This is a genomic window from Mesorhizobium sp. CAU 1732, from assembly GCF_039888675.1.
Classification (GTDB): domain Bacteria; phylum Pseudomonadota; class Alphaproteobacteria; order Rhizobiales; family Rhizobiaceae; genus Aerobium.
In genome coordinates this window covers 1248855-1271613 of the sequence record NZ_JBDQQR010000001.1, presented here as the reverse complement: position 1 = coordinate 1271613, position 22759 = coordinate 1248855, and the positions used below count along the sequence as shown (strand labels likewise).

Genomic DNA, 22759 nt, shown 5'->3' with positions numbered 1-22759 from the left:
TAGACGCCTTAGCCTTGGCAGACGCAGGGGAGCAACGTCATGGTCACTTCCGTAGCAGGCACGATGCAGACCGAGCGCAGGCGCGAGCGCGGCGGGCGGGTCGCGCGGCGCGAGCAACGCAGCCATGGATCGCAAGGGCTCGGGCGGCCCTATATCGTCCGCAACATCCCGACCTACGACATCCTCGGCGAAGAAAACCTCCTGCGGATCGAGAAAACCGCCGATCGTATCCTCGCTGAAATCGGCATCGAGTTCCGCGACGATCCGGTCGCGCTCGATCATTGGCGGCGTGCCGGCGCGACGATCGACGGGGAACTGGTGCGCTTCGAGCCCGGAATGCTGCGCGAAATCCTGAAATCCGCGCCGGCCTCCTTCACCCAGCATGCACGCAATCCCGAACGGTCGATCGAGATCGGCGGCAAGTCGGTCGTCTTTTCGCCCGCCTATGGCTCGCCCTTCGTCATGGATATCGACAAAGGCCGCCGCTACGGCACGATCGAGGATTTCCGCAACTTCGTGAAGCTGGCGCAATCGTCGCCCTGGCTGCATCATTCCGGCGGCACGATCTGCGAGCCGGTCGACGTGCCGGTCAACAAACGCCACCTCGACATGGTCTACAGCCACATCCGCTATTCCGATCGTGGTTTCATGGGATCGGTGACGTCGGAGGCGCGCGCCGAAGACTCCATCGACATGACGCGCATCGTCTTCGGAGAGGACTTCGTCGACCAAAACTGCGTCATCCTCGGCAATGTCAACGTCAACTCGCCGCTGGTGTGGGACGCGACCATGACCACCGCCCTGCGCGCCTATGCCCGCGCCAACCAGGCGGCGGTGATCGTGCCGTTCATCCTCGGCGGCGCGATGGGGCCGGTCACCAACGCCGGCGCGATCGCGCAGTCGCTCGCCGAGACCATGGCCGGTTGCGCGTTGACGCAGCTCGAGCGCAAGGGCGCGCCGGTCATCTTCGGCAACTTCCTCTCATCCATGTCTCTGCGCTCGGGCTCACCGACATTCGGGACGCCGGAACCTGCGATCGGCTCCATGGTGATCGGGCAGCTTGCACGACGCCTCAACCTGCCATTGCGATGCTCGGGCAATTTCACCACGTCGAAGCTGCCGGACGCGCACGCGATGAACGAAGGCACGATGTCGATGCTGGCCGCCGTTCATTGCGGGGCGAACTTCATTCTCCACTCCGCCGGTTTCCTCGACGGGCTCCTGTCCATGTCCTACGAAAAGTTCGTCATGGACGCCGATTTCTGCGGCGCGCTCCACACCTATCTCGACGGCGTGGTGATCGACGATAACCAGCTCGCGCTGGACGCCTTCCGCGAGGTTGGCCCCGGAAGCCACTTCTTCGGCTGCGCGCACACGATGGCGAACTACGAGACCGCCTTCTGGGATTCCGGCGTGGCCGATAATGAACCCTACGAGAAGTGGGAGGCCGCCGGATCGGAAGACGCCGCGATCCGCGCCAACAGGGCCTGGAAGAAGACCCTTGCCGAGTACGAAGCCCCACCGCTGGACGAGGCGATCGACGAGGCGCTGGAGGATTTCATGGCAAGGCGAAAGGCCGAGATGGAGGACGCATGGTATTGAATGCGCCCCTGTCTGTTCTTCGCGATGGCTCGCCCATGAGTGACCTGGGGCACTGGGGATGGTAAAATTCGTTTCGTGATCAAATGACGACCGAGACTGCGGCGACAACGGCGCCAGAGGGTCACAGCCGTTATCTAGGGTCGCGAAGCTCCACAGAAAGGGAAGTTTCAGCCATGACCGAACTCCTTGAAATGGCGCTTGATGTGGTCCGCAAGTTGCCGCCGGAGAAGCAAGACCAGGCCGCGCGAGCGATACTCGATGTCGCAAACGGCGCGGAGGAAGTTCCCTACGTCCTCTCCGACGAAGAGAATGCGGCTATTGATTTCGCGCTGGCGCAGGTGGAACGCGGCGAGTTCGCAACCGAAGAGGAGGTCGAGGCCATCTTTGCAAAGTATCGCAAATGAAGGTCCGGCTCACGACCGCCGCTTCCGCCGACCTTCGAGCAATTTCAGACTATCTCTTGTCCGTATCGCCGCTGGCGAACACCCGGTTCGAGGCGCGTCTCGCGGAGATTCTCGTCAACATCCGGGACTACCCGCTAACCGGTCGCGATACGGACAGGGCACAGATCAAGATCACGAACACACATCCGTACCCCTATCTCATATTCTATCGTCTCACATCGTCGGAGGTACTTGTCTTGCGCATCCGCCACGGCGCTCGCAATCCTCGCTCCATGCCCGCACAACCCCGCTGATCGTAGACAGTATGACAAACCGCACGCCTTCCGACCCGCTCCTCCAGCCTTTCCAGCTCAAGCATCTGACGCTCAAGAATCGCGTCATGTCGACGGCGCACGAGCCGGCCTATTCCGAGGACGGGCTGCCCAAGGAGCGCTATCGGCTCTACCACGCCGAGAAGGCCAAGGGCGGCATCGCCATGACGATGACGGCGGGTTCGGCGCTGGTCTCGCGCGACAGCCCGGCCGCCTTCGGCAACCTCCAGGCCTATCGCGACGGGATCGTGCCCTGGCTGGGCGAGCTTGCCGACGCCTGCCACGAGCATGACTGCAAGGTCATGATCCAGTTGACCCATCTCGGCCGCCGCACCGGCTGGAACAAGGCCGACTGGCTGCCGGTGCTCTCCGCCTCGCCGGTGCGCGAGCCTGCCCATCGCGCCTTCCCCAAGGAAGCAGAGGACTGGGACATAGACCGCATCGTCGCCGACTACGCGTCAGCCGCGCAACGGATGCACGCAGCCGGGCTCGACGGCATCGAGTTCGAGGCCTACGGCCATTTGATGGACGGTTTCTGGTCGCCCGCGACCAACCACCGCGCCGATGCGTTCGGCGGCTCGCTCGACAATCGGATGCGCTTTTCCAACCTCGTCATCGAGGCCGTGCGCAAGGCGGTCGGTCCGGATTTCATCGTCGGCGTCCGCATGGTCGCGGACGAGGATTTTTCCACCGGCATCTCGCGCAGCCAAGGCGTGGAGATCGCGCAGCGCCTGACGCGTGGTGGCGGGATCGACTTCCTCAACATCATTCGCGGCCATATCGACACGGACGCCGCCTTGACCGGCGTGATCCCGATCACCGGCATGCGCTCCGCCCCGCATCTCGATTTCGCCGGCGAAGTGCGCGCCGCGACAAACTTCCCGGTCTTCCATGCGGCTCGTATCGCTGACGTGGCAACCGCGCGCCATGCGATCGCATCCGGGAAGCTCGACATGGTCGGCATGACACGGCCGCATATTGCCGAGCCGCACATCGTCGCCAAGGTCGCGCGTGGAGAGGAACACCGCATCCGCCCTTGCGTCGGCGCGACCTACTGCCTCGATCGCATCTACGAGGGCGGCGAGGCGCTGTGCATCCACAATGCGGCGACGGGGCGCGAGGCGTCGATCCCGCATGTCATCGCACGCAGCCAAGGCCCGGCGCGCAGGGTCGTGGTCGTCGGGGCCGGTCCGGCAGGGCTTGAAGCTGCGCGCGTGGCAGCCGAACGTGGACATTCCGTCACCATCATGGAAGCCTCGGGCAAGGCCGGCGGCCAGATCAATCTCGCCATCCAGAATCCGCGCCGGCGCGAACTCGTCGGCATCATCGACTGGCGGCTGTCCGAGCTGGAGCATCTGGGCGTCGACATCCGCTACGATGTCTGGGCCGAAGCCGACGACGTTCTGGCATTGTCGCCGGACATCGTCATTGTGGCGACCGGCGGCATGCCGCAGAACCCGCCGCTGGAGACAGGCGACGACCTCGTCACGTCGAGCTGGGACATCGTGTCCGGCGCGGCCAAGCCAGCGGAATCGGTCCTGCTCTACGACGACAATGGCGGGCATCCGGGCATGACGGCGGCCGAGATGATCGCCAATGCCGGGTCGAGGCTGGAACTCGTCTCGCCGGAGCGTTTCTTCGCACCGGAAATGGGCGGCATGAACCACGTGCCCTATATGCGCGTGTTCCACGAAAAAGACGTGACCGTGACCATCAACACCCGCCTCATCGCCGTGCGCCGCGACGGCAACAAGCTGGTCGCCACCCTCGGCTCGGATTTCGCCAGTGAGTGGCGCGCGGAACGCGTCGTCGATCAGGTGGTGGTCGAGCACGGCACGATGGCGAACGACGAGCTCTATCACGCGCTCAAGCCGCTCTCGAAAAACCGTGGCGCGGTCGACTATGAGCGGCTGGTGCGGGGCGGGGACATCTTTCCGGAAAGCGATCCGGCTGCCGCGTTCACGCTGTTTCGCATCGGGGATGCGGTTGCATCGCGCAACATCCACGCAGCCATCTATGACGGAATCCGCTTCGCGCTGAGGATTTGAACGGGATCAGCCAGCGGCACTTTCAACGAGCTTCAGCACCGGCTTTCTGATGGACCGTGATTCCAGCCATTCGCGCGCCTGCGCGTCGGGCATCGGGAATGCGATCGAATAGCCCTGCACCTGATCGCAGCCGATCGAGAGCAACGACGACAGTTCCTCCTCCGTCTCCGCGCCTTCCGCGATGATCGAGATGCCGAGCCCGCGCGCCAGTTCCGTGATGGCGCGGACGATCTTGGAGTTGTCACCGTTCAGATTGATGTTCTGCACGAAGCGGCGGTCGATCTTCAGGCGGTCGATCTCGTTCGGATTAACGTGGCTGAGTGAGGCGTAGCCCGTGCCGAAATCATCCAGCTCCAAATGCACGCCGGCCGCGCGGATCATGCGCAGCTTCGAAGCGATGCCGGTCTTCTCGTCGTCGAGGATCACCGACTCGACGATTTCCAGCGACAGCTTCTCCGTCGGCAGTCCCGCGCGCTCCAGCGTGTCGAACAGGAATTTGGTGAAATCGGGCTCGCGCAGTTCCGTCCCCGACACGTTGATAGCCAGTCTGCCGAACTCGATGCCGGCGCGATGCCAGGAGGCCGCTTCCTTAATCGCCTTGCGCACCACGATTCGGCCGATCGCCGGCATGTCGCCCGCCTTCTCCGCCACCGGGATGAACTCGCCCGGCGAGATCGCACCGCGCTCGGCATGCTTCCAGCGGACCAGCGCCTCGACTCCGGTGATCGCGCCGTTCGTCAGCGACATCTGCGGCTGGAAGTAGACGTTGAAATCGTCATCTGCGATGGCCTTCGTGATGTCGCGCTCGAGTTGCTTGCGGTGTTCGAGTTCCTGCCGAAGCTCGTCGGAGAAGAACGAGAAGGAGCTGCCGCCCTGCTTCTTCGCCGCGTAGAGTGCGAGATCGGCATGGATCATGAGGTCGGCGGCGTTCTCCGCATCGATCGGATAGACCGCGATGCCGGCGCTCGCGCCCGAAAAGATCGTCGCGCCTTCATAGACGATCGGCTCGTTGATCTTGTCGAGGATACGCCGTGCCAGGCCGTCGATATCCTTCGACGAGCCCGCGGCGGACAGCACCATCACGAACTCGTCGCCGCCGAACCGGGCGCATATGTCGGATGCGCGGCAGGAGGTTCGCATGCGTTCCGCCGTCGTCACCAGCACATGGTCGCCGGCCGCGTGGCCGAGCGTGTCGTTGATCTGCTTGAAGCGGTCGAGATCGATCTGGATCACCGCCAGGCGTTCGCCGCGCCGATGCGCCAGCTTGATGAGTTGGTCGAAATGATCGCGCATGAAGGCGCGGTTGTGGAGCCCCGTCAGCCCGTCATGAATGGCGATGAATTCCATGGAGTTGCGCGCATCGATCAGTTCGCGTGTCCTGCGGCGGATGACTTCGGTCATCGGACGGAAGATGAAGATGCCGATCAGGCAGATGACGCCGATCGTGGCAAGGAAAAGCATCTGATGGACGTGCATCGCCTTGTCCAACATGGCCTGCGAGCTGGCGGACAGCTTGTCGCCCAGGAGGGTGAAGCCCGTCAACGTCGCCGTCGCGACGGTCTCGTCCAAGGATGCACGCTCCTCGCCGCCTTGATAGCCGATGCTTGAGAAACCCAGGCCCATCTGCGTTTCCAGCGAGGAGACGAAGCGCCGGCTGTTGGCGATCAGGCTCGTCGCGAAGAAATCGAGATGATACGGGCGCGCGAAGAGGATGTTTTCCGTCGATCCGCTGGTCGCGGCTTCCGTCGTCGGAACGCCGATATTGAGGCGGCCAAGAATGGCGTCGTAGTTCTGCTCGAACTGGTCCGTCGCGGCCTCCAGCGAGGCGAGCATCGAGCGCTTGTTATCGGGCGCTGCGAGTTTCGCCGCGTTTGCCAGAAACACGATGCGTTGAGACAAGGTCTTTTGCGCGCCGACCAAAGTCAAAAGCGACTCGTCGCGCTGATGTTCGGCCATCATGTTCTGAAGCAGCAGATAGGTCGCAAGCGACATTGCCGCGATGATCAGCAACGCTGCCCAATACGCGCCTTTGATGCTCAGGATCAGCTTGTCCGAACCGGAACGCTTTTCCGCCATCGCCATGAAAGTCGATGCCCCACACAATTTTCGCCCGCTACAGTCATGCGGACTAGTTGTTAACGGAAGCCGCGAATCGCTTTCGCCGCAGCGTGAAGGGCGTCCAATTCGCGGTGGCTGGTTAGCGATTGGTTCAGGCAATAGGTCCAATTCGCGACAATCCGAATGGCGGCATTGCGCGACACCTGACGATTGTCGCATTTAGGGTGGAAATCGCAGGTCGCAGACACCAATCTGCCGCCAAGCCTGCAAGGAGACCCCCGCAATGACCAACGCTTTCCTCACCCATCTCTCCGGCGAACTCGACGCGCTCAAGTCGGTCGGGCTCTACAAGTCCGAGCGGGTCATCTCGTCCATGCAGTCGGCGCAGATCGAGGTCGGCGGCAAATCCGTCCTCAATTTCTGCGCAAACAACTATCTCGGCCTCGCCGACAGCGAAGATCTGCGCAACGCCGCCAAGGCCACGATCGATCGCTATGGCTACGGCATGGCCTCGGTGCGGTTCATCTGCGGCACGCAGGAGGAACACAAGCAACTGGAAGACCGCATTTCGCAGTTTTTGCGCATGGAGGACACGATCCTCTATTCCTCATGCTTCGACGCCAATGCCGGCCTGTTCGAGACGCTGCTCACGGAAGAGGACGCGATCATTTCCGACGCGCTCAACCACGCGTCCATCATCGACGGCGTGCGGCTTTCCAAGGCCCGGCGCTACCGTTACGCGAACAACGACATGGCGGAGCTGCGCGCCAGGCTCGAAGAAGCTAAGGATGCGCGCTTCCGGCTGATCGCGACCGACGGCGTCTTTTCGATGGACGGCATCATCGCCAATCTGCGCGGCGTCTGCGACCTCGCGGAGGAGTACGGCGCGATGGTCATGGTCGATGACAGCCATGCCGTCGGCTTCGTCGGCCAGCATGGTCGCGGCTCGGCCGAGCATTGCGGCGTCGAAGGCCGCGTCGACATCATCACCGGCACGCTCGGCAAGGCGCTTGGCGGCGCATCGGGGGGCTACACGTCGGGAAAGAAGGAGGTCGTCGACTGGCTACGCCAGCGTTCGCGCCCCTATCTCTTCTCCAACACGCTGATGCCGGCGATCGCGGGCGCGTCGCTCAAGGTCTTCGACATGATCGACGACGGTGACGGCCTTCGCCAGAAGCTCTACGGCAATGCCGAGCATTTCCGCTCCGCCATGACGGATGCCGGGTTCAAGCTTGCCGGCGCGGACCATCCGATCATCCCGGTGATGATCGGCGACGCGGCACTTGCCGGCGAGATGGCCGCCAGGATGCTGGAGCGCGGCATCTACGTCGTCGGTTTCTCGTTTCCGGTCGTTCCGAAAGGACAGGCCCGCATCCGCACCCAGATGTCGGCGGCGCATTCGCGCAACGACATCGACCGCGCCGTCACCGCCTTCGCGGAAGTCAGCAAGGAACTGGGCATCGTTTGAGTTGACGCGGCCTCCTCCTTCTCCCCGTTTACGGGGAGAAGGTGCCCGAAGGGCGGATGAGGGGCGGCGCTGTGCGTCGGGCTTAACTTGCGACTTATCTTGCCAGCCCGAATCCCGCTAAGGTGATCGCATGCCGATCCGCCAGCTTTCCGAAACGATAATCAACCAGATCGCCGCCGGTGAAGTCATCGAGCGCCCGGCCAGCGTCGTGAAGGAACTGGTCGAGAACGCGCTCGACGCGGGCGCGTCGCGCATCGAGATCGCGACCGCGGGCGGCGGGCTTTCGATGCTGCGCGTCATTGATGACGGGTTCGGCATGGATGCGGACGATCTGGCGCTGTCGATCGCGCGGCATTGCACGTCGAAGCTCTCCGACGATATCCACGACATCCGCTCGCTGGGCTTCCGCGGCGAGGCGCTACCGTCCATCGGGTCGGTGTCGAAACTCGCCATCCGCTCACGCACGCAGGCGTCCGGCGAGGGCCACGAGGTCACGGTCGAGGGCGGGCGCGTTTCGGCCGTCAGGCCCGTCGCGGCCAATCGGGGCACTTTGGTAGAAGTCCGCGACCTGTTCTTCGCAACGCCGGCGCGGCTGAAATTCATGAAGGGCGAGCGCGCCGAGGCGGGCGCGATCGCGGACGTGGTCAAGCGCATCTCGATCGCCTTCCCGCATGTCCGCTTCACGCTCTCGGGCACGGATCGCTCGACGCTCGATCTCGCGGCCTGCGGCGACAGCGAGAAGGGTCTTTCGGATCGCATCGCGCAGGTCATCAGCCGGGAGTTCGCCGAAAACGCCTTGCGCATCGAGGCCGATCGCGGGCCTGTGCGCCTCTCCGGCTTCGCCTCGATCCCGTCCTTCACGCGGGCGAATTCGCTGCACCAGTTCCTCTACGTCAATGGCCGCCCGGTGCGCGACAAGATGCTGGCGGGCGCGATCCGCGGGGCCTATGCCGACGTGCTGCCGCGTGACCGGCATGCGGTGACGGCGCTCTTCATCGACCTCGATCCAGCACTCGTCGACGTCAACGTCCATCCCGCCAAGGCCGATGTCCGCTTCCGCGATCCGGGCCTCGTGCGCGGGCTGATCGTCGGTTCCATCCGCGAGGCGCTGGCGAAGGCGGGCATCCGGCCCGCCACGACCGGAGCGTCCGCGATGCTCGCGGCATTTCGCCCCGGCGGCACGGGTTTCACGCCACAGCCCGGGCGTCCCTTTGCGGACACCCATACGAGTTTCGACCTCTCGACCTCCCCGCACCGGCCGCTCGAAGGCGGATTTGCGGAAGTCGGCCAGGCCGTCATGGACATGGCGACGCGTCCGAGCGTCGACGCGCGCGCCGGCATTTCCGACCTCGCGCCCGAACTCACCGCCAGGCCGCTCGGGGCAGCGCGCGCGCAGGTGCATGAGAACTACATCGTCGCGCAGACGGACGATTCCCTCGTGATCGTGGACCAGCACGCGGCCCATGAGCGGCTGGTCTACGAGGCGCTGAAGACGGCGCTCTCGTCCCGCGCGATCCCGTCGCAGATGCTGCTCCTGCCGGAGATCGTCGATCTGCCGGAAGAAGATGCCGATCGCCTGTCGGCGCAGGCCGGGCTTCTGGCGCAGTTCGGCCTCGGGCTGGAGCGTTTCGGGCCGGGTGCGGTCGCGGTGCGCGAAACGCCGTCCATGCTGGGCGAAGTCGACGTGCAGCGGCTGGTTCGCGACCTGGCCGACGAGATCGCCGAAAACGACACGGTGGAGACCCTCAAGGAGCGGCTCGATGCCATCGCCGCGACCATGGCCTGCCACGGTTCCGTCCGCTCAGGCAGGCGTCTGCGCCCCGAGGAGATGAACGCGCTTCTGCGCCAGATGGAGGCGACGCCCGGATCTGGCACCTGCAACCATGGTCGGCCGACCTATGTCGAGCTGAAACTCGCAGATATCGAGCGGCTTTTCGGCCGGCGGTGAGCTCGCGCTTGACCTCGCAGCGCTTTTGTGGCGGAACCGGGCGAGCGAAAGGCAGGCACGATGAACCGTTTTGAAGGACCCGGCGGCAGGGAAGCGCGCATACGCTACCTCGATGGCGACTTCCAGGTCATGACGCCCGGCGCGTTCGTGCGCTGCGCCGTGACCGGCGACACGATCCCGCTCGATGAGCTGAAGTATTGGAGCGTCGCGCGCCAGGAGCCCTATGCCAGCGCCAACGCGTCGCTTTCGCGGGAAATCGAGATGAATCCGGGACTTCGCAGCAGGGGTTAGGTCAGCCTGCGCCTGCGCCATGAGTCGAGCGCGGCGTCGATGATCGTGCGCGGTGCGCGCTCCAGTTCGAACACGGCTTCGATCTCGATGATTTTGGCGCGCCGCCGCAGCGCGGCAAGCGCCTCGGTGCCATGATCCAGTCGAACCGCGTCCTTGGCCGTCGTGACGATCTCGAGCCCTTGCGAATCCGCCGTCGCCAGAAGGTCCTGCGCGTCGAACTCGCTGTAGAAATGGTGATCGGCGAAGTTTTTGGTCACGACCGGTATGCCGCCGACAGCCGATACGGTGTCGAAGAACTTTCCGGGATCGCCGATACCGGCAAAGGCCAGGCACCGCGTTCCCTCGAAGCCGTCCGGCGCGAGGCTACGGATGCTCGCCTCGAAGAAAGGCCGGCCCGCGCGTGCCGCCTGCCGGAGCGTGGCATCGGCTCCCTCGCCGTCGCCCACCTTCAGCACGCCGTCGGCGTAGCGCATCTGGTCGACCAGCGTGGCGCGCATCGGCCCGCCGGGAATCGTATGGCCATTGCCGACGCCGCGCCGCGCATCGACAACGATCAGCGCGTAGTCGATGAAGACGCGGGCGGACTGGAAGCCGTCATCCATGATGAGCAGGTCGCAGCCATGGTCGATCAGGAGCCGCGCACCCGCCGCACGGTCCGCCGTCACCGCGACGGGCGCGGCCCTCGCCAGCAACAACGGTTCGTCACCGACATGGCGCGCGATGTCGTGATGCGCGTCGACCAGATGCGGGTGACCGACCGAACCGCCATGTCCCCGCGAAAGAATGCCCGGTTTCAGGCCCATGGCGCTCGCCTCCCGTGCCAGCGCGATCGCGACCGGAGTCTTGCCGGAACCGCCGACGGTCAGATTGCCGACACAGATGACAGGTGCATCGACCTTCTCGCGCGGCGCTTTCAGCAATCGCCGGCGTGCCACCGCGCCATAGGCCAGCGACAGCGGGTACAGCGCCCAGGCGCGCCAGTCCGCCTTCGTCCACCAGAAGGGCGGCGCTTCGCTGACCATCGGCTACTGGGAGCCGTTGCCCGCGGGCGTGACGCCGAGACGGGCCTGAACGATCAGCGGATGGATGAACGGCTCCAGCGCCTGAAGCGTCGTCACCAACGCGCCGCGCATGTCCTCGATGGTCGCTAGGCCCGCATCCATCATCTTGCGGCGTTCAACGTCATTGTTGAGCAGGAAGTTGACCGCCCCGGCCAGAACCTCCTTGTCGCGAACGAAGCGCGCGGCGCCGCAGGCTGCGAGCTTCTGGTAGGATTCGCGGAAATTCTGCACGTTGCGGCCGGAAAGGACGGCAGTTCCCAGCATCGCGGGCTCGAGCGGGTTCTGCCCGCCCTCGCCCGTCAGGGACTTGCCCACGAAGGCGATCTCGGTCAGCCGCAGATAAAGCCCCATCTCGCCGATCGTATCGCCGAGAAAGATGTCGGTGCGGGTGGAGATCTTGTCGCCGAGGCTGCGCCGCGCGACGCTGAGCCCCATCTCCGCACAGGCAGCCGCGATCGCGTCGGCGCGGTCGGGATGGCGCGGAACGATGATCGTCAGAAGATCGGGATGGCGTGTGCGAAGCTGCTTGTGGACACCGGCGGCGGCGGCTTCCTCGCCGTCATGGGTGGAAACGGCGGCCCATGTCCGGCGCGGTCCGATTTCACCGCGAAGCCGGTCGAGTTCTGCCTGGTCGACAGGCGGCGGCACGGTATCGACCTTGAGATTGCCGGATACGGTGACCGGCCTGGCACCCAGCGCGCGAAACCGTTCCGCGTCGATTTCGGTCTGCGCGATCACATGCGCGAGGTTTTCGAACAGGGCTTCCGCCACGAAGCTGCGCTTGGTCCAACTCGCGAAGGAGCGATCCGACAGGCGGCCATTGACCAGCACCTGCGGCACCCGCCGCGACCCAAGCTCGAGGATCGTCATCGGCCAGATTTCCGATTCGGCCATGATCGCGAGGTCGGGTACCCAGTGATCGAGGAAACGGCTGACCGCGGGCTTGAGATCGAGCGGCACATATTGGTGCACGATCCGGTCGCCGAGGCGCGCCTTGGCGACCTGTGCGGAGGTCACGGTGCCGGTCGTCAGCACCACGTTGATGCCGTGGCTCAGTATCTGCTCGATCAGCGGCACGACCGCCATCGTCTCGCCCACGCTGGCCGCGTGTACCCAGATCAGCGGCCCGTCCGGGCGGGGCTGGCCGGCCCTGCCATAGCGCTCACGCCTGCGGGCATGCTCTTCCTTACCCTTGCTGGCGCGATAGGCGACATAGGTGCCGATCAGCGGATAGGCGGCCGCGCCGGCCCACCTGTAGGTGGTGAGCATCGCACGGGCCCAGCGCTCGCTCATTTCGGCGCATCCACGAGGCCGTAGGCGCGATCGGTCACGCGATTGAGCGCGGCCGTCACCTCGATGCGCTTCTGCTCCATCAGTTCCGGGCTCGCATCGGAGGGAACCAGAATGGGCTCGCCCAGCGCCAGCGCGTGGCGGCCGAAGGGCAGGTTGATCGTCGTCTTGTCCCAGGACTTCTCCAGCACCTTGCGGCGGCTGGTTGCGATCGCGAGCGGGACGATCGGACGACCGGACACCTTGGCGAGCGTCACGATGCCGAGGCCCGCCTCACGCGGCGTGCCATGGGGAATATCGGCGATCATCGCGACGTTGTTGCCGCCGTCGAGCGTCTTCTTGAGCGCGATCAGCGCGCGCGCTCCGCCCTTTTCGACTGAATTCAGCCGGTCGCGCCCGCCTGAGCCGCGAATCGTGGAAAAACCCAGCTTCTCGGCGACCAGTGCGTTCAATTCCGCATCGGCGCTGCGCGAGAACAGCGCCACGACCTTGTGGTGGCGCGGGTTGATGGCCGGCCCCAGAAGATGCTGGCCGTGCCACAGCGCGCCGATCGCCGGCGTCTGGGCAGCGATGACCGGGTTCGGGTCGTCGGAACCGGCAACGGCCGGGTTCGTCCAGTAGATGAACCTGACAGCGCCTGCGATCACGCTCGCCAGCGCGTTCTTCACCGCCACCGAGCGGGCAAGCGGCTGGCGCACCTTCTTCCACGCCGCCTTGAGCATGCCCGGACGTGGCTTTTGCGCTGGCGCCTGCGCGTCAGGCAGAGGGGAAACGGCGTTTTGATCCATACGTCTTTTTGTTCTTGTCGCTGGTCTTGCTACTTGGCTTCGGGATCGAGCAGGCGGTGGAGATGCACGATGAAGTAGCGCATATGCGCATTGTCCACAGTCGCCTGCGCCTTTGCCTTCCATGCAATTTCGGCGGATTTGTAGTCGGGGAAGATTCCGACGATGTCGAGGTCTTCGAGATTGCGGAAATCGACGCCCTTCAGGGACGTCAATTCTCCGCCAAATACGAGATGCAGAAGCTGCTTGGTTCCGGTTTCGTCGGCCATGATCGTCGCTCGTCTGATGATGGGTCGCGCCAATGTGCGGACTTGCCGCCTCGCGCGGTGAACTTTCCTCTAGATCAATTCGTTACGATTTGAAACCGCCGCGTGATGGTCAATCCGCGATCGAGGCAATCACGTGCGTCATTGCCTGCAAAAGATCGCCGCTCCCGGCAACGAGTGCACCGTGTCGCGGCTGCGGCCCGGCATAGAACGGCGCGACGCCCGCCTCGTTCAAAACCTGCCCGCCGGCACGCCGAAGGATCAGGTCGGCGGCCGCAAGATCCCAATCATGGGAATTGGGCTTGATGAAGGTCGCATCGAGTTCGCCGCTCGCCACCATCGCGACGCGATAGGCGAGAGACGGGATGTAGGGGATAACGTGCTCGCTGCGCATGTAGGACGGCGCGGCCGCGAGCATCGGCTTCGGGCCCGCGATGCGAAGGTTGTCTGACGCATGGGAGACTTTGATCTCGGATCCGTTCAGGATCGCCGCGCTTTCCGCCGTCGCCTCGTAGATTTCGCCGCGCGCCGGACAATCCAGCACGCCGACCAACGGTACGCCCGCTTCCACCACGGCGATCGACACGCACCAAGTGCGCCGACCTTCGATGAAGGCGCGCGTTCCGTCGATCGGGTCCACGACGAAGGTGCGGCGTGCCGACAGCCGTTCGGGACTGTCGGCCGTCTCCTCGGAAAGCCATCCATAGTCGGGGCGCGCCGCCATCAGCGTCTCGCGCAGGAAGTCGTCCACCGCGAAATCCGCCGCCGAGACAGGCGAGTTGCCCGGCTTCATCTTGACGTCGGGGTCCTTGCGGAAATAGCGCATGGCGATATCGCCGCCCTCGCGCGCGGCGTCGCGTATCAGGGCGAGATCGGCCAGGAGCCCCTCGTTGTCAGCTTCACTCGCCTGCAAGCGTCATGCCCTCGATCAGAAGCGTCGGTGCAGCCGTGCCGAAATTGCGATCGACATCGTCGGCCGGCACCATGTTGAGGAACATGTCCTTCAGATTGGCCGCGATGGTCACTTCCGCGACCGGCCAGGCCAGTTCGCCGTTTTCGATCCAGTAGCCCGAAGCGCCGCGCGAGTACTCGCCCGTCACCATGTTGACGCCCTGCCCGAAGACCTCGGTCACGTAGAAGCCGGAGTTGAGCGACCGGATCAGATCCTCCGGCGTCTGCGAACCCCGTTCGATCGCGAGGTTCGTCGAGGACGGTGACACAGAGGACCCGCCGCGCACGCCGCGGCCATTCGTCGTCAGCCCAAGCTCGCTTGCCGCGGATGCGGACAGGAACCAGTGGTTCAAAACGCCCTGATCGACCATCGTCAGCGGCGTGCCTTCCACGCCCTCGCCATCGAACGGGCGTGAGGACTGGCCACGGCGACGAAGCGGATCGTCCGTCACGGTGATCGCGGATGCCGCCACCTGCTTGCCCATGAAATCGCGCAGGAAGCTCGTCTTGCGGGCGACCGAAGCGCCGTTGATCGCGCCTGCCAGATGACCCGCAATGCCACGCGCCACGCGCGGGTCGAAGATCACGGTGACCGGTCCGGTCTTGGCCTTGCGCGCGCCGATGCGCCTGACGGCACGCTCGGCAGCCTTGCGGCCGATCATGTCGGTTGCGTCCAGATCGGCAAAGTGCTGGCGCGAAGAGAAGTCGTAATCGCGCTCCATGCCGGTGCCCTCGCCCGCGATCACGCTGATGGAGCGGGAAAACCGCGAGGCGACATATTCGCCGAAGAAGCCGTGCGACGTGGCCAGAACCAGTCCGCCCATGCCTGCCGACGCACCGGAGCCGCCGGAATTCTTCACGCCCTCGACGGCAAGTGCCGTTTCTTCCATCGCAAGCGCGTCCTCGCGCAGGCGATCGGCCGAAATTTCAGTCCCGTCGAAGAGGTCCAGATCTCTTGGCGCACGCGCCAGGAGCGATGCATCCGCCAGACCCTGATGCGGGTCCTCTGGAGACACTTTGGCCATCGCCACCGCCCGTTCGGCGAGCGTCGCCGGGTCGGACGCGGCGTTGGCGGAGACGCTTGCGACCCGCTTGCCGATGAAGACGCGCAGCGAGACGTCGTCGCTTTCCGATGATTCGGTCTCCTCCACCTTGCCGAGACGCACCGAGACGCTCGTGGAGCGCGAACGGACCGCGACCGCGTCGGACGCGTCGGCGCCGGCGCGCTTCGCTGCCTCGACGAGGCCCGATACGAGATCGGCAAGGCGGCTGGAATCGGTCTTCTGGCTCATGGAATTGCTCTGTCTGGTCGGAGGTCGCACATTGCCGGGAGGGTTCGCCACTCCATCTATGGCCGTACCCCGCATGTTGCAATGCCTCGCGACCGAGGCATTTCGTGGTAGAGGGTCACATATGCGGAAAGTCTCCAAGGCCGTGCCCTACGTCGCCCCCCTCTGTCCTGCCGGACATCTCCCCCACGAGGGGAGAGATCACGCTCGCAAACGGTGGCGATTGGCCGATCTCCCCCCGTGTGGGGGAGATGTCCGGCAGGACAGAGGGGGACGCGAAAGAGAGCAGCATTTCATCGTTGGAGCGCACCCTTGACCGCCGCGCCGATCCCATCCAACCAGGCCAAATTCGTCACCGGCTCGACGATGCGGCATGTGTCTGTCATGACGGCCACCGGCTCCGTCGGCCTCGTCGCGATCTTCTTCGTCGATGCGCTGAACCTCTTCTACATCTCGATGCTGGGCATCCAGGAGCTTGCCGCCGCGATCGGGTTCGCCAGCACGCTCCTGTTCTTCACCGTATCGATCTCGATCGGCTTCACGATCGCCGCGTCGGCTCTCGTCTCGCGCGCGCTCGGGCGCGGCGACCGCACGGAGGCCGCTCGTCTGGGTGGAGCGTCGATGCTGTTCATCGGGAGCGCCACGACCGCCGTCGCGGTCCTCGCCTGGCCGTTCCTCGATACGCTCGTCGGGCTCCTCGGCGCCACCGGCGAGACCCGCGCACTGTCGACGCGGTTCATGCAAATCGTCATTCCATCGCTGCCCATCATGGCGCTCGGCATGTGCACGACGGGCATCCTGCGCGGCGTCGGCGATGCGCGGCGGGCGATGTACGTCACGCTTGCGGGCGGCATCGCGGCGGCCGTACTCGATCCGCTGTTCATCTTCGGTTTCGGTCTGGGCCTCGACGGGGCGGCGATCTCGACGGTGCTGTCGCGCCTCGTCCTGCTCGCGGTCGGTCTCCACGGCGCGCACTATGTCCACGGGCTGATCGCCTTGCCGTCGCGCGAGACGCTCGTCTCGGTGGCCCGTCCCTTCATGGCCATCGGCATTCCCGCGGTCCTGACGCAGGTCGCGACGCCGGTCGGCAATGCCTACGTCACCTACGAGATGTCGCGCTTCGGCGACGAAGCGATTGCGGGCTGGGCCATCGTGGGCCGCCTGATCCCCGTCGCCTTCGGGGTCATCTTCGCTCTGTCGGGCTCGGTCGGGCCGATCCTCGGCCAGAACTACGGCGCGCGGCGCTACGACCGCCTCAATCAGGTGATGCGCGACAGCCTGATTTTCGTGACGGTCTATTGCCTCGCCGCGTGGCTCGTCCTGGCGCTCCTGTCGTCGCAGATCGCCGGCCTGTTCGGCGCGGTGGGCGCGGCCCGCGAACTGATCGTCTTCTTCTGCCTGTTCGCGGCCGGCAGCTTCCTGTTCAACGGCGCGCTGTTCGTGGCCAACGCCGCATTCAACAATCTCGGCTTCCCGACGCTCTCGACGCTGTTCAACTGGGGCCGCTCGACGCTCGGCGTCATTCCGTTCGTCTGGATCGGCGCGCATTATTACGGCGCCAAGGGCGTGGTGGCGGGCTGGGGTCTCGGCGCGATCGTGTTCGGTATCGTGTCGCTGGTCGTGGCGTTCCGCGTCGTGCGCAACATCGGCGTCAATCCACCGCCCGAAATCGATCTGGATGCACCGCCGCCACCGCCTGCGGCACAATCACCGTTCTCGACCGGCAAGGCCGCGACGCTGCAATAGCTATGTCGCTGCCTTCAAAAGCAGCCTGCGCTGCTTGCGCCGCCTGGCCTCGCGCCAGAGGCTGTGGTCGGACTTCCACAAGCGCCGCGTGGCGCCGGGGTCGATCTCCGTCACCGACTGCCGGCCCCACGGGGTCCACAGCGTCACTTCACGGGTCCGGAACGCACTTTGAGAGACGTGCTGGTTCATGGCGTTTACCTCCATTTGCCATGGAGTTAACCGCCGTTTGAGGCGATGTTTCGCTCGCGCTTGTTAAACTTTCGTAATGTGCGCGTGATCGAGGGGCGTTCAGGCTATCTCGTCGGTCTTGTGGAAGCGCTCGACCGCAGCCGATATCGCCTCTTTCAGTTCATCCTTGATCGAGACCGTCTCGGCCATCACCCGTTCGATCTTCAGGAAATCCAGCACCCGGAAATGCGACACCGGCGGGCGCAGCATGATCTGCGGCCGCGTCTGCTGGAGTTTCAGGGCGATGATGGACTGCATCATGATCTGGCTCGCGCCGAACATCAGGTCCAGCGAATTCGGCCGGGGTCGGCCGCGCGACCCTTCAGTCGGTGCGCCGATCACGTCGATGGCGATCAGGATGTCCGCCTTGCCTTCGAGAAGGTCGAACGGCACCGGATTCGAGATACCGCCATCCACCAGGATGCGCCCCTCATGCCGCACCGGGCGGAACACGGCGGGGATCGCAGCGGAGGCGGCAAGGGCGGTGTAGAGGTCGCCATGGTCGAAGACCGTCTGGCAATGGCTGTAAAAATCCGTCGCCGTCACGTTCAGCGGGATCACCAGATCGTCGAACCGGTCGGGAATGGCCTCCGGCAGGAAGGAACGCAGGATGCGTTCCACGTTGAACTGGGTGAAGCCGACGCCGCCCGACACCATTTCCGAGAACGTGCCCGGTCGCGCACGCCACATGCGCGCGGCGACTTCCGCGCGCCTGCCGAGTATCTGGCGGGCATAATCATGAATGTCCCGCCCCGGCATACCGGCTGCCATGCCGGCGCCCATGATCGCGCCGATCGACGATCCGGAGACCGCGGCCGGCCGGATACCCAGTTCGTCGAGCGCCTCGATCACGTGGATATGCGACAGGCCGCGCGCGCCGCCACCGCCAAAGGCGATCGCGAAGGTCGGATCTCCGCTGGGCTTGCGGTCCCCGACAGGCCACTCCTGAGCGGACCTGCCCGCCGTCACGCCTCCCCGGTCGGGAGCGTCCATCTCATCATCCTCCGTTGCCGAGTTCCGGCCCGATGACCAGCACGGCAGGTTCCGCTTCCAAAAGGCGCTGGCCGGCTGCCTTGACCTGCTCCAGCGTCACGGCCTCGATGAGCCCGATGCGGCGCTGGATATAGTCGATGCCCCGGCCTTCCTTCTGCAACTCGACGAGCGTGCGTGCGACGGCTGAGGACGAATCGAGGTTGTTGATCGGGTATGCGCCGACCAGATAGGTCTTGGCGCGCGCCAGTTCGTCCTCGGTCGGGCCTTCGTCGGCCATGCGCTTCACTTCCTGCCGGATGATGTCCAGCGTCTCCTGCGCCCGGTCGGAGCGCGTCGATGTGCCGATGAACAGCGAGTTCGAATAATCGCCCGTGTCGAGCCCGGAGCCGACGCCATAGGCGAGGCCGCGCTTTTCACGCACCTCGTTGAACAGCCGCGAGGAAAAGACGCCGCCACCCAGGATGTGGTTCATGATGAAGGCTGGGAAGAATTCCGGATCGTCACGCTTCAGGCCGGGATAGACGAGCTGGATCGTCGCCTGCGGCAGGTCGTACGGATACGAGACCAACTGGTCGAGCTTCGGCTCAACCTGCGCCACCGTGTCCGACGACGCAGTTTCCGGCAGGTCTCCGAAGACTCTGTCGAGTTCCGCCTTCAACGCTTCCGCATCGATGGCGCCGACGACGGCAATGCTGACATTGGAGCGCGCGAACATGCGCTCATGCATGCGGTGCAGATCCTCGGCAGTGACCGAGCCCAGCGTTTCCGGCGTGCCATCCGAGCGGCGCGCATAGGGGTGTTCGCCATAGAGCGCGCGCGCGAACTGATCCTGACCAAGCGCATTGGGGTCGCGCATGTCGCGCTGGATGCCCGTCATGATCTGCGCGCGGATGCGATCGATCGGCTCCTGGTCGAAGCGCGGATCTGTCACGGCCATGCCGAGCAGTTCGAATGCGTCCCCGCTGTCGTCGGACAGCATGCGCATCTGGCCGTAGACGGCATCGCGCGTCGCGTTGAAGCTCATTTCGGCGCCCACCTCGTCCAGACGTTCCTGGAACGTGTCGGCGTCGAGTTCGCCCGCGCCCTCGTCGAACAGGCCCGTCATCAGATTGGCAAGGCCTTCCTTGCCGGCGGGGTCCTGCGTGCTGCCGCCCTTGAAGGCGAAGCGGACCGCGATGATCGGCACGGTGTAATCCTCGACGAGCCAGGCGGTGACGCCCTTGTCGGATGTGACCTCCTGGATTTCGACCTCCGCGCGCGCGGGCACGACGGCCGGCAGCGTGAGGAAGACCAACGCCAGGAAGGTCGTGGTGATGGCGATCATGAAGCGGTGTGCGGTCATTGCGGGGCGCGTCTCCGTATTCGTCACGAGCGGTCCTCCTCTGCCGGGAGAAGGTAGCCGCTGACGGCGCGGCGCTGGTCGAGATACCGTTCGGCCGCCTGCTGCACGTCTTCGACGGTAACGGCGTTGATGCGGTCTGGCCATTCGGCGATGTCTTCCACCGTGCCGCCGGTCGTCAGGGTCGCGCCGTAAATGCGCGCCATGCCGGACTGGTCGTCCCGTGCGAAGATCATCGAGCGCAGGGCGCGCTTCTTGGATTTGTCGAGTTCGTCCTGCGTGACGCCGTCCTTCACGAGCTTTTCGATCTCGGCGTCGATCGCCTTCTCGACATCCTCGAGCTTCGCGTCGCCGCGCGGCGAGCCATAGACGCCGAAGGTCGTCGCATCGAGTGAAGTGCCCTGGTAGAATGCGCCCGCCGACGAGGCGATGCCCTGCTTGACTACCAGTTCCTGATAGATGCGGCTGCGTGTGCCGCCGCCGAGAAGCTCGGACAGGATGTCGAGCGCTTCGGCCTCGCCATCCTCGGCCGTCGTGTAGGACGGAACGACCCAGCGTTTCGAGAAGCCCGGCACGCCGACGCGGCTGTCGACCAGTTCCACGGTGCGCTTGGTGTTCTGCTCGGGCTCGACCGGGCGCACACGCGGCGGAAGGTCCGGCCCGCGCTCGATCTTGCCGTAGGTCTCGTCGACCAGCGTGCGCACTTCGGCAGCGTCCACGTCGCCCGCAACCACCAGAACGGCGTTGTTCGGGGCGTAGAAGCGGTCGTAGAAATCGATCGCATCCTGGCGATTCAACTGCTCGATCTCCTGCATCCAGCCGATCACCGGAAAGCGATAGGGATGGTTCTGGTAGAGCGTGGCATTGACTTCCTCGCTCAGGAGCGCCGATGGATCGCTCTCGACCCGCGAATTGCGCTCCTCGATGATGACGTCGCGTTCGGGACCGATGACGTCGTCCGTCAGGACGAGGTTGCGCATGCGGTCGGACTCGAACTCCATCATGACTTTCAGCTCGCTGGGCGCGACCTGCTGGAAATAGGCGGTGTAATCGTAGGATGTGAAGGCGTTCTCGCGGCCGCCGACATCGGCGATGCGGGCGGAGAATTCACCAGGGCCGTGGTTGGACGTACCCTTGAACATCAGATGCTCGAAGAAATGCGCGATGCCGGACTTTCCGGCCTCCTCGTCGGCGCTGCCGACCTTGTACCACAGCATGTGGGTCACGACGGGCGAGCGCCGGTCCGGAATCACCACCACTTCCATGCCGTTGTCGAGCTTGAAGTCCACGATCTGCGGCGCATCTTCGGCGACGGCCGACAGCGGCAGGATCGTGATGGCGGCGACTGCGGCCGACCGCAATACGAAGGCACGGCCGCTGACCGGTTGTTTGTTCATGAAGCAATCCTCATTCTACGGCTTCCCAAGAGATAGCGCCCTCAGCGGCGCGCGCAACCGCGCACCTCATCCCCATGAAGAGTGTCCAAACTCGGGCGCGACACAAAAATGATCTTGAACGGGAGGGAGGATGACGACCGGCCGGGCACCGTCAGCCCGCCACCGTGAACAGCTTCGATACGGTCTCGTCACCCTCCTTGTAGGGCACGAAACCCAGCTTTCGATAGAAGGCGCGGCCCGAGACGTTTTCCTTGCGGATCGTCGCGTCGATGGTGCGGACACCGGCCGCCTTCGCCCGGTCGAGCGTCTCGCGGAACATGATCCGCCCGATCCCTCGCCCATGCTGCTCCATCGCGACGAAACTGCCGACGGCGGCCTCGCCCAGCGCCGGCTCGCCAGACCAGGACACGGACTGGAAGCCTACGACCGTCTCCCCGTCAACTGCGACCACGCAAGCGATGCCGGTCGGCGGCGCGATATAGTGGGAGATCATCCGGGCCGTATCGAACGGATTTCGGTGCGCGGTGCTGCCGCCCTTGGCGATCAATGGATTGATGACGGCACACATCGCGGCCGCGTCTTCAGGGGATGCCTCACGAGCACGAATCGCCAAGAAAACCTCCAATGCCCCGAACGATTTAGGGCCGAATGGGAGCACGGCGCAGCCTCTCCATCAAGCCGGGATACGTGCGGCCGTCGTCAAAACGCGGCTTCGCTCAGGCAGCGGCAACGGCGACGGTGCAGAAAGTGACGCAGGTTTCGCCATACTCGCGGCGGTCCAGAAGCGTCAGCCCCTCCGGCGCCACGAAGGGCGATGCGGCCGCTTCCTCGACCACCACGAGCGCGCCCGGCTTCAGCCAGCGGCCCGCAAGCGCGCCGGCAATCGCGACTTCCGCCAAACCCTTGCCGTAGGGCGGGTCGGCGAAGATCAGGTCGAAGGGCGCGATGTTTCCGGCATCGCCGATGCGCGTCGCATCGCGCCGGAAAATCTTCGCGCGCGCCTGCAAGCCCATCGCCTCGATGTTCTCGCGGATCAGGCCCCTTCCTTCCGCCGATTCCTCGATGAGAAGGCATTGCGCCGCCCCGCGCGACAGCGCCTCCAAGCCCAGCGCGCCCGTTCCCGCGAAGAGATCGAGCACCCGCGTACCGTCAAGCTTGTCCGCATGACCGTGCGCGATAACGTTGAAGACGGCTTCGCGGGTCCGGTCGCTGGTTGGGCGAATCGCGTTCGTGCGCGGCGCGACGAGCGCGCGGCCACGAAATTCCCCACCCACGATGCGCATG

Annotated in this window: 20 protein-coding genes; 7 read left to right on the top strand and 13 right to left on the bottom strand. The window is 64.9% G+C overall.

Going from position 1 to position 22759, the window contains the following annotated elements:
- Positions 1-39: 39 nt before the first annotated feature.
- The 3 genes from AAFN55_RS06210 (at position 40) to AAFN55_RS06200 (ending at position 4365) form a co-directional block, all read left to right on the top strand.
- Positions 40-1602: a trimethylamine methyltransferase family protein gene (locus AAFN55_RS06210; protein ID WP_347797989.1), complete on the top strand. Its 1563-nt coding sequence runs from the start codon at positions 40-42 to the stop codon at positions 1600-1602.
- Between the two features lie 173 nt (positions 1603-1775).
- Positions 1776-2006 carry a hypothetical protein gene (locus AAFN55_RS06205; protein ID WP_347797988.1) on the top strand — a complete coding sequence of 77 codons (231 nt, stop codon included), beginning with the start codon at positions 1776-1778 and terminating at the stop codon, positions 2004-2006.
- Between the two features lie 304 nt (positions 2007-2310).
- Positions 2311-4365, top strand: coding sequence for an NADH:flavin oxidoreductase (locus AAFN55_RS06200; protein ID WP_347797987.1), 2055 nt, complete (start codon positions 2311-2313; stop codon positions 4363-4365).
- Positions 4366-4371: 6 nt separating this feature from the next.
- On the opposite strand, the gene AAFN55_RS06195 is transcribed toward AAFN55_RS06200, so the two are convergent.
- Positions 4372-6447, bottom strand: a complete 2076-nt coding sequence (locus tag AAFN55_RS06195; RefSeq protein ID WP_347797986.1) for an EAL domain-containing protein — start codon at positions 6445-6447, stop codon at positions 4372-4374.
- Positions 6448-6706: 259 nt separating this feature from the next.
- Here AAFN55_RS06195 and AAFN55_RS06190 point away from each other — a divergent pair, with 259 nt between their 5' ends.
- The 3 genes from AAFN55_RS06190 (at position 6707) to AAFN55_RS06180 (ending at position 10130) form a co-directional block, all read left to right on the top strand.
- Positions 6707-7891, top strand: coding sequence for a glycine C-acetyltransferase (locus tag AAFN55_RS06190; RefSeq protein ID WP_347797985.1), 1185 nt, complete (start codon positions 6707-6709; stop codon positions 7889-7891).
- Between the two features lie 130 nt (positions 7892-8021).
- Positions 8022-9839, top strand: a complete 1818-nt coding sequence (gene mutL / locus AAFN55_RS06185) for a DNA mismatch repair endonuclease MutL (RefSeq protein ID WP_347797984.1) — start codon at positions 8022-8024, stop codon at positions 9837-9839.
- Between the two features lie 60 nt (positions 9840-9899).
- The gene (locus tag AAFN55_RS06180; RefSeq protein ID WP_347797983.1) at positions 9900-10130 is read left to right on the top strand and encodes a DUF2093 domain-containing protein; all 231 of its coding nucleotides are present in this window, start codon (positions 9900-9902) and stop codon (positions 10128-10130) included.
- Here the strand turns inward: AAFN55_RS06180 and lpxK are convergent.
- From lpxK to AAFN55_RS06150, 6 genes are all read right to left on the bottom strand, one after another.
- Positions 10127-11152 carry a tetraacyldisaccharide 4'-kinase gene (lpxK, locus tag AAFN55_RS06175; protein ID WP_347797982.1) on the bottom strand — a complete coding sequence of 342 codons (1026 nt, stop codon included), beginning with the start codon at positions 11150-11152 and terminating at the stop codon, positions 10127-10129. The two genes, AAFN55_RS06180 and lpxK, sit on opposite strands and share 4 nt — an antisense overlap.
- Positions 11153-11155: 3 nt before the next feature.
- Positions 11156-12484, bottom strand: a complete 1329-nt coding sequence (waaA, locus tag AAFN55_RS06170; protein ID WP_347797981.1) for a lipid IV(A) 3-deoxy-D-manno-octulosonic acid transferase — start codon at positions 12482-12484, stop codon at positions 11156-11158.
- A complete protein-coding gene (locus AAFN55_RS06165) occupies positions 12481-13269 on the bottom strand; it encodes a lysophospholipid acyltransferase family protein (protein ID WP_347797980.1) in 789 nt (262 codons plus the stop codon). The genes waaA and AAFN55_RS06165 overlap by 4 nt, the downstream gene beginning before the upstream one ends.
- A 29-nt stretch (positions 13270-13298) precedes the next feature.
- Positions 13299-13535, bottom strand: a complete 237-nt coding sequence (locus AAFN55_RS06160; RefSeq protein ID WP_347797979.1) for a DUF4170 domain-containing protein — start codon at positions 13533-13535, stop codon at positions 13299-13301.
- A 109-nt stretch (positions 13536-13644) separates the two neighbouring features.
- Complete coding sequence (locus AAFN55_RS06155; RefSeq protein WP_347797978.1) at positions 13645-14445, bottom strand: 3'(2'),5'-bisphosphate nucleotidase CysQ; 801 nt, start codon at positions 14443-14445, stop codon at positions 13645-13647.
- Complete coding sequence (locus tag AAFN55_RS06150) at positions 14432-15775, bottom strand: TldD/PmbA family protein (RefSeq protein ID WP_347797977.1); 1344 nt, start codon at positions 15773-15775, stop codon at positions 14432-14434. Before AAFN55_RS06150 ends, AAFN55_RS06155 begins: the two co-directional genes overlap by 14 nt.
- Positions 15776-16084: 309 nt before the next feature.
- Here AAFN55_RS06150 and AAFN55_RS06145 point away from each other — a divergent pair, with 309 nt between their 5' ends.
- Positions 16085-17518 carry an MATE family efflux transporter gene (locus tag AAFN55_RS06145; RefSeq protein WP_347797976.1) on the top strand — a complete coding sequence of 478 codons (1434 nt, stop codon included), beginning with the start codon at positions 16085-16087 and terminating at the stop codon, positions 17516-17518.
- Here AAFN55_RS06145 and AAFN55_RS06140 read toward each other — a convergent pair whose 3' ends face one another.
- The 6 genes from AAFN55_RS06140 to rsmD form a co-directional block, all read right to left on the bottom strand.
- Positions 17519-17707 carry a hypothetical protein gene (locus AAFN55_RS06140; RefSeq protein WP_347797975.1) on the bottom strand — a complete coding sequence of 63 codons (189 nt, stop codon included), beginning with the start codon at positions 17705-17707 and terminating at the stop codon, positions 17519-17521.
- A gap of 99 nt (positions 17708-17806) precedes the next feature.
- Positions 17807-18739, bottom strand: a complete 933-nt coding sequence (locus AAFN55_RS06135; protein ID WP_347797974.1) for a patatin-like phospholipase family protein — start codon at positions 18737-18739, stop codon at positions 17807-17809.
- Positions 18740-18743: 4 nt separating this feature from the next.
- Positions 18744-20108 (bottom strand): pitrilysin family protein, encoded by a 1365-nt coding sequence (locus AAFN55_RS06130; protein ID WP_347797973.1) that lies wholly within the window; start codon positions 20106-20108, stop codon positions 18744-18746.
- Entirely contained in the window at positions 20105-21475 is a 1371-nt protein-coding gene (locus tag AAFN55_RS06125; protein WP_347797972.1) for a pitrilysin family protein, read from the bottom strand. The genes AAFN55_RS06130 and AAFN55_RS06125 overlap by 4 nt, the downstream gene beginning before the upstream one ends.
- 151 nt (positions 21476-21626) lie before the next feature.
- Complete coding sequence (locus AAFN55_RS06120) at positions 21627-22088, bottom strand: GNAT family N-acetyltransferase (protein WP_347797971.1); 462 nt, start codon at positions 22086-22088, stop codon at positions 21627-21629.
- A 103-nt stretch (positions 22089-22191) separates the two neighbouring features.
- The gene (gene rsmD / locus AAFN55_RS06115) at positions 22192-22758 is read right to left on the bottom strand and encodes a 16S rRNA (guanine(966)-N(2))-methyltransferase RsmD (RefSeq protein ID WP_347797970.1); all 567 of its coding nucleotides are present in this window, start codon (positions 22756-22758) and stop codon (positions 22192-22194) included.
- Position 22759 lies beyond the last annotated feature (1 nt).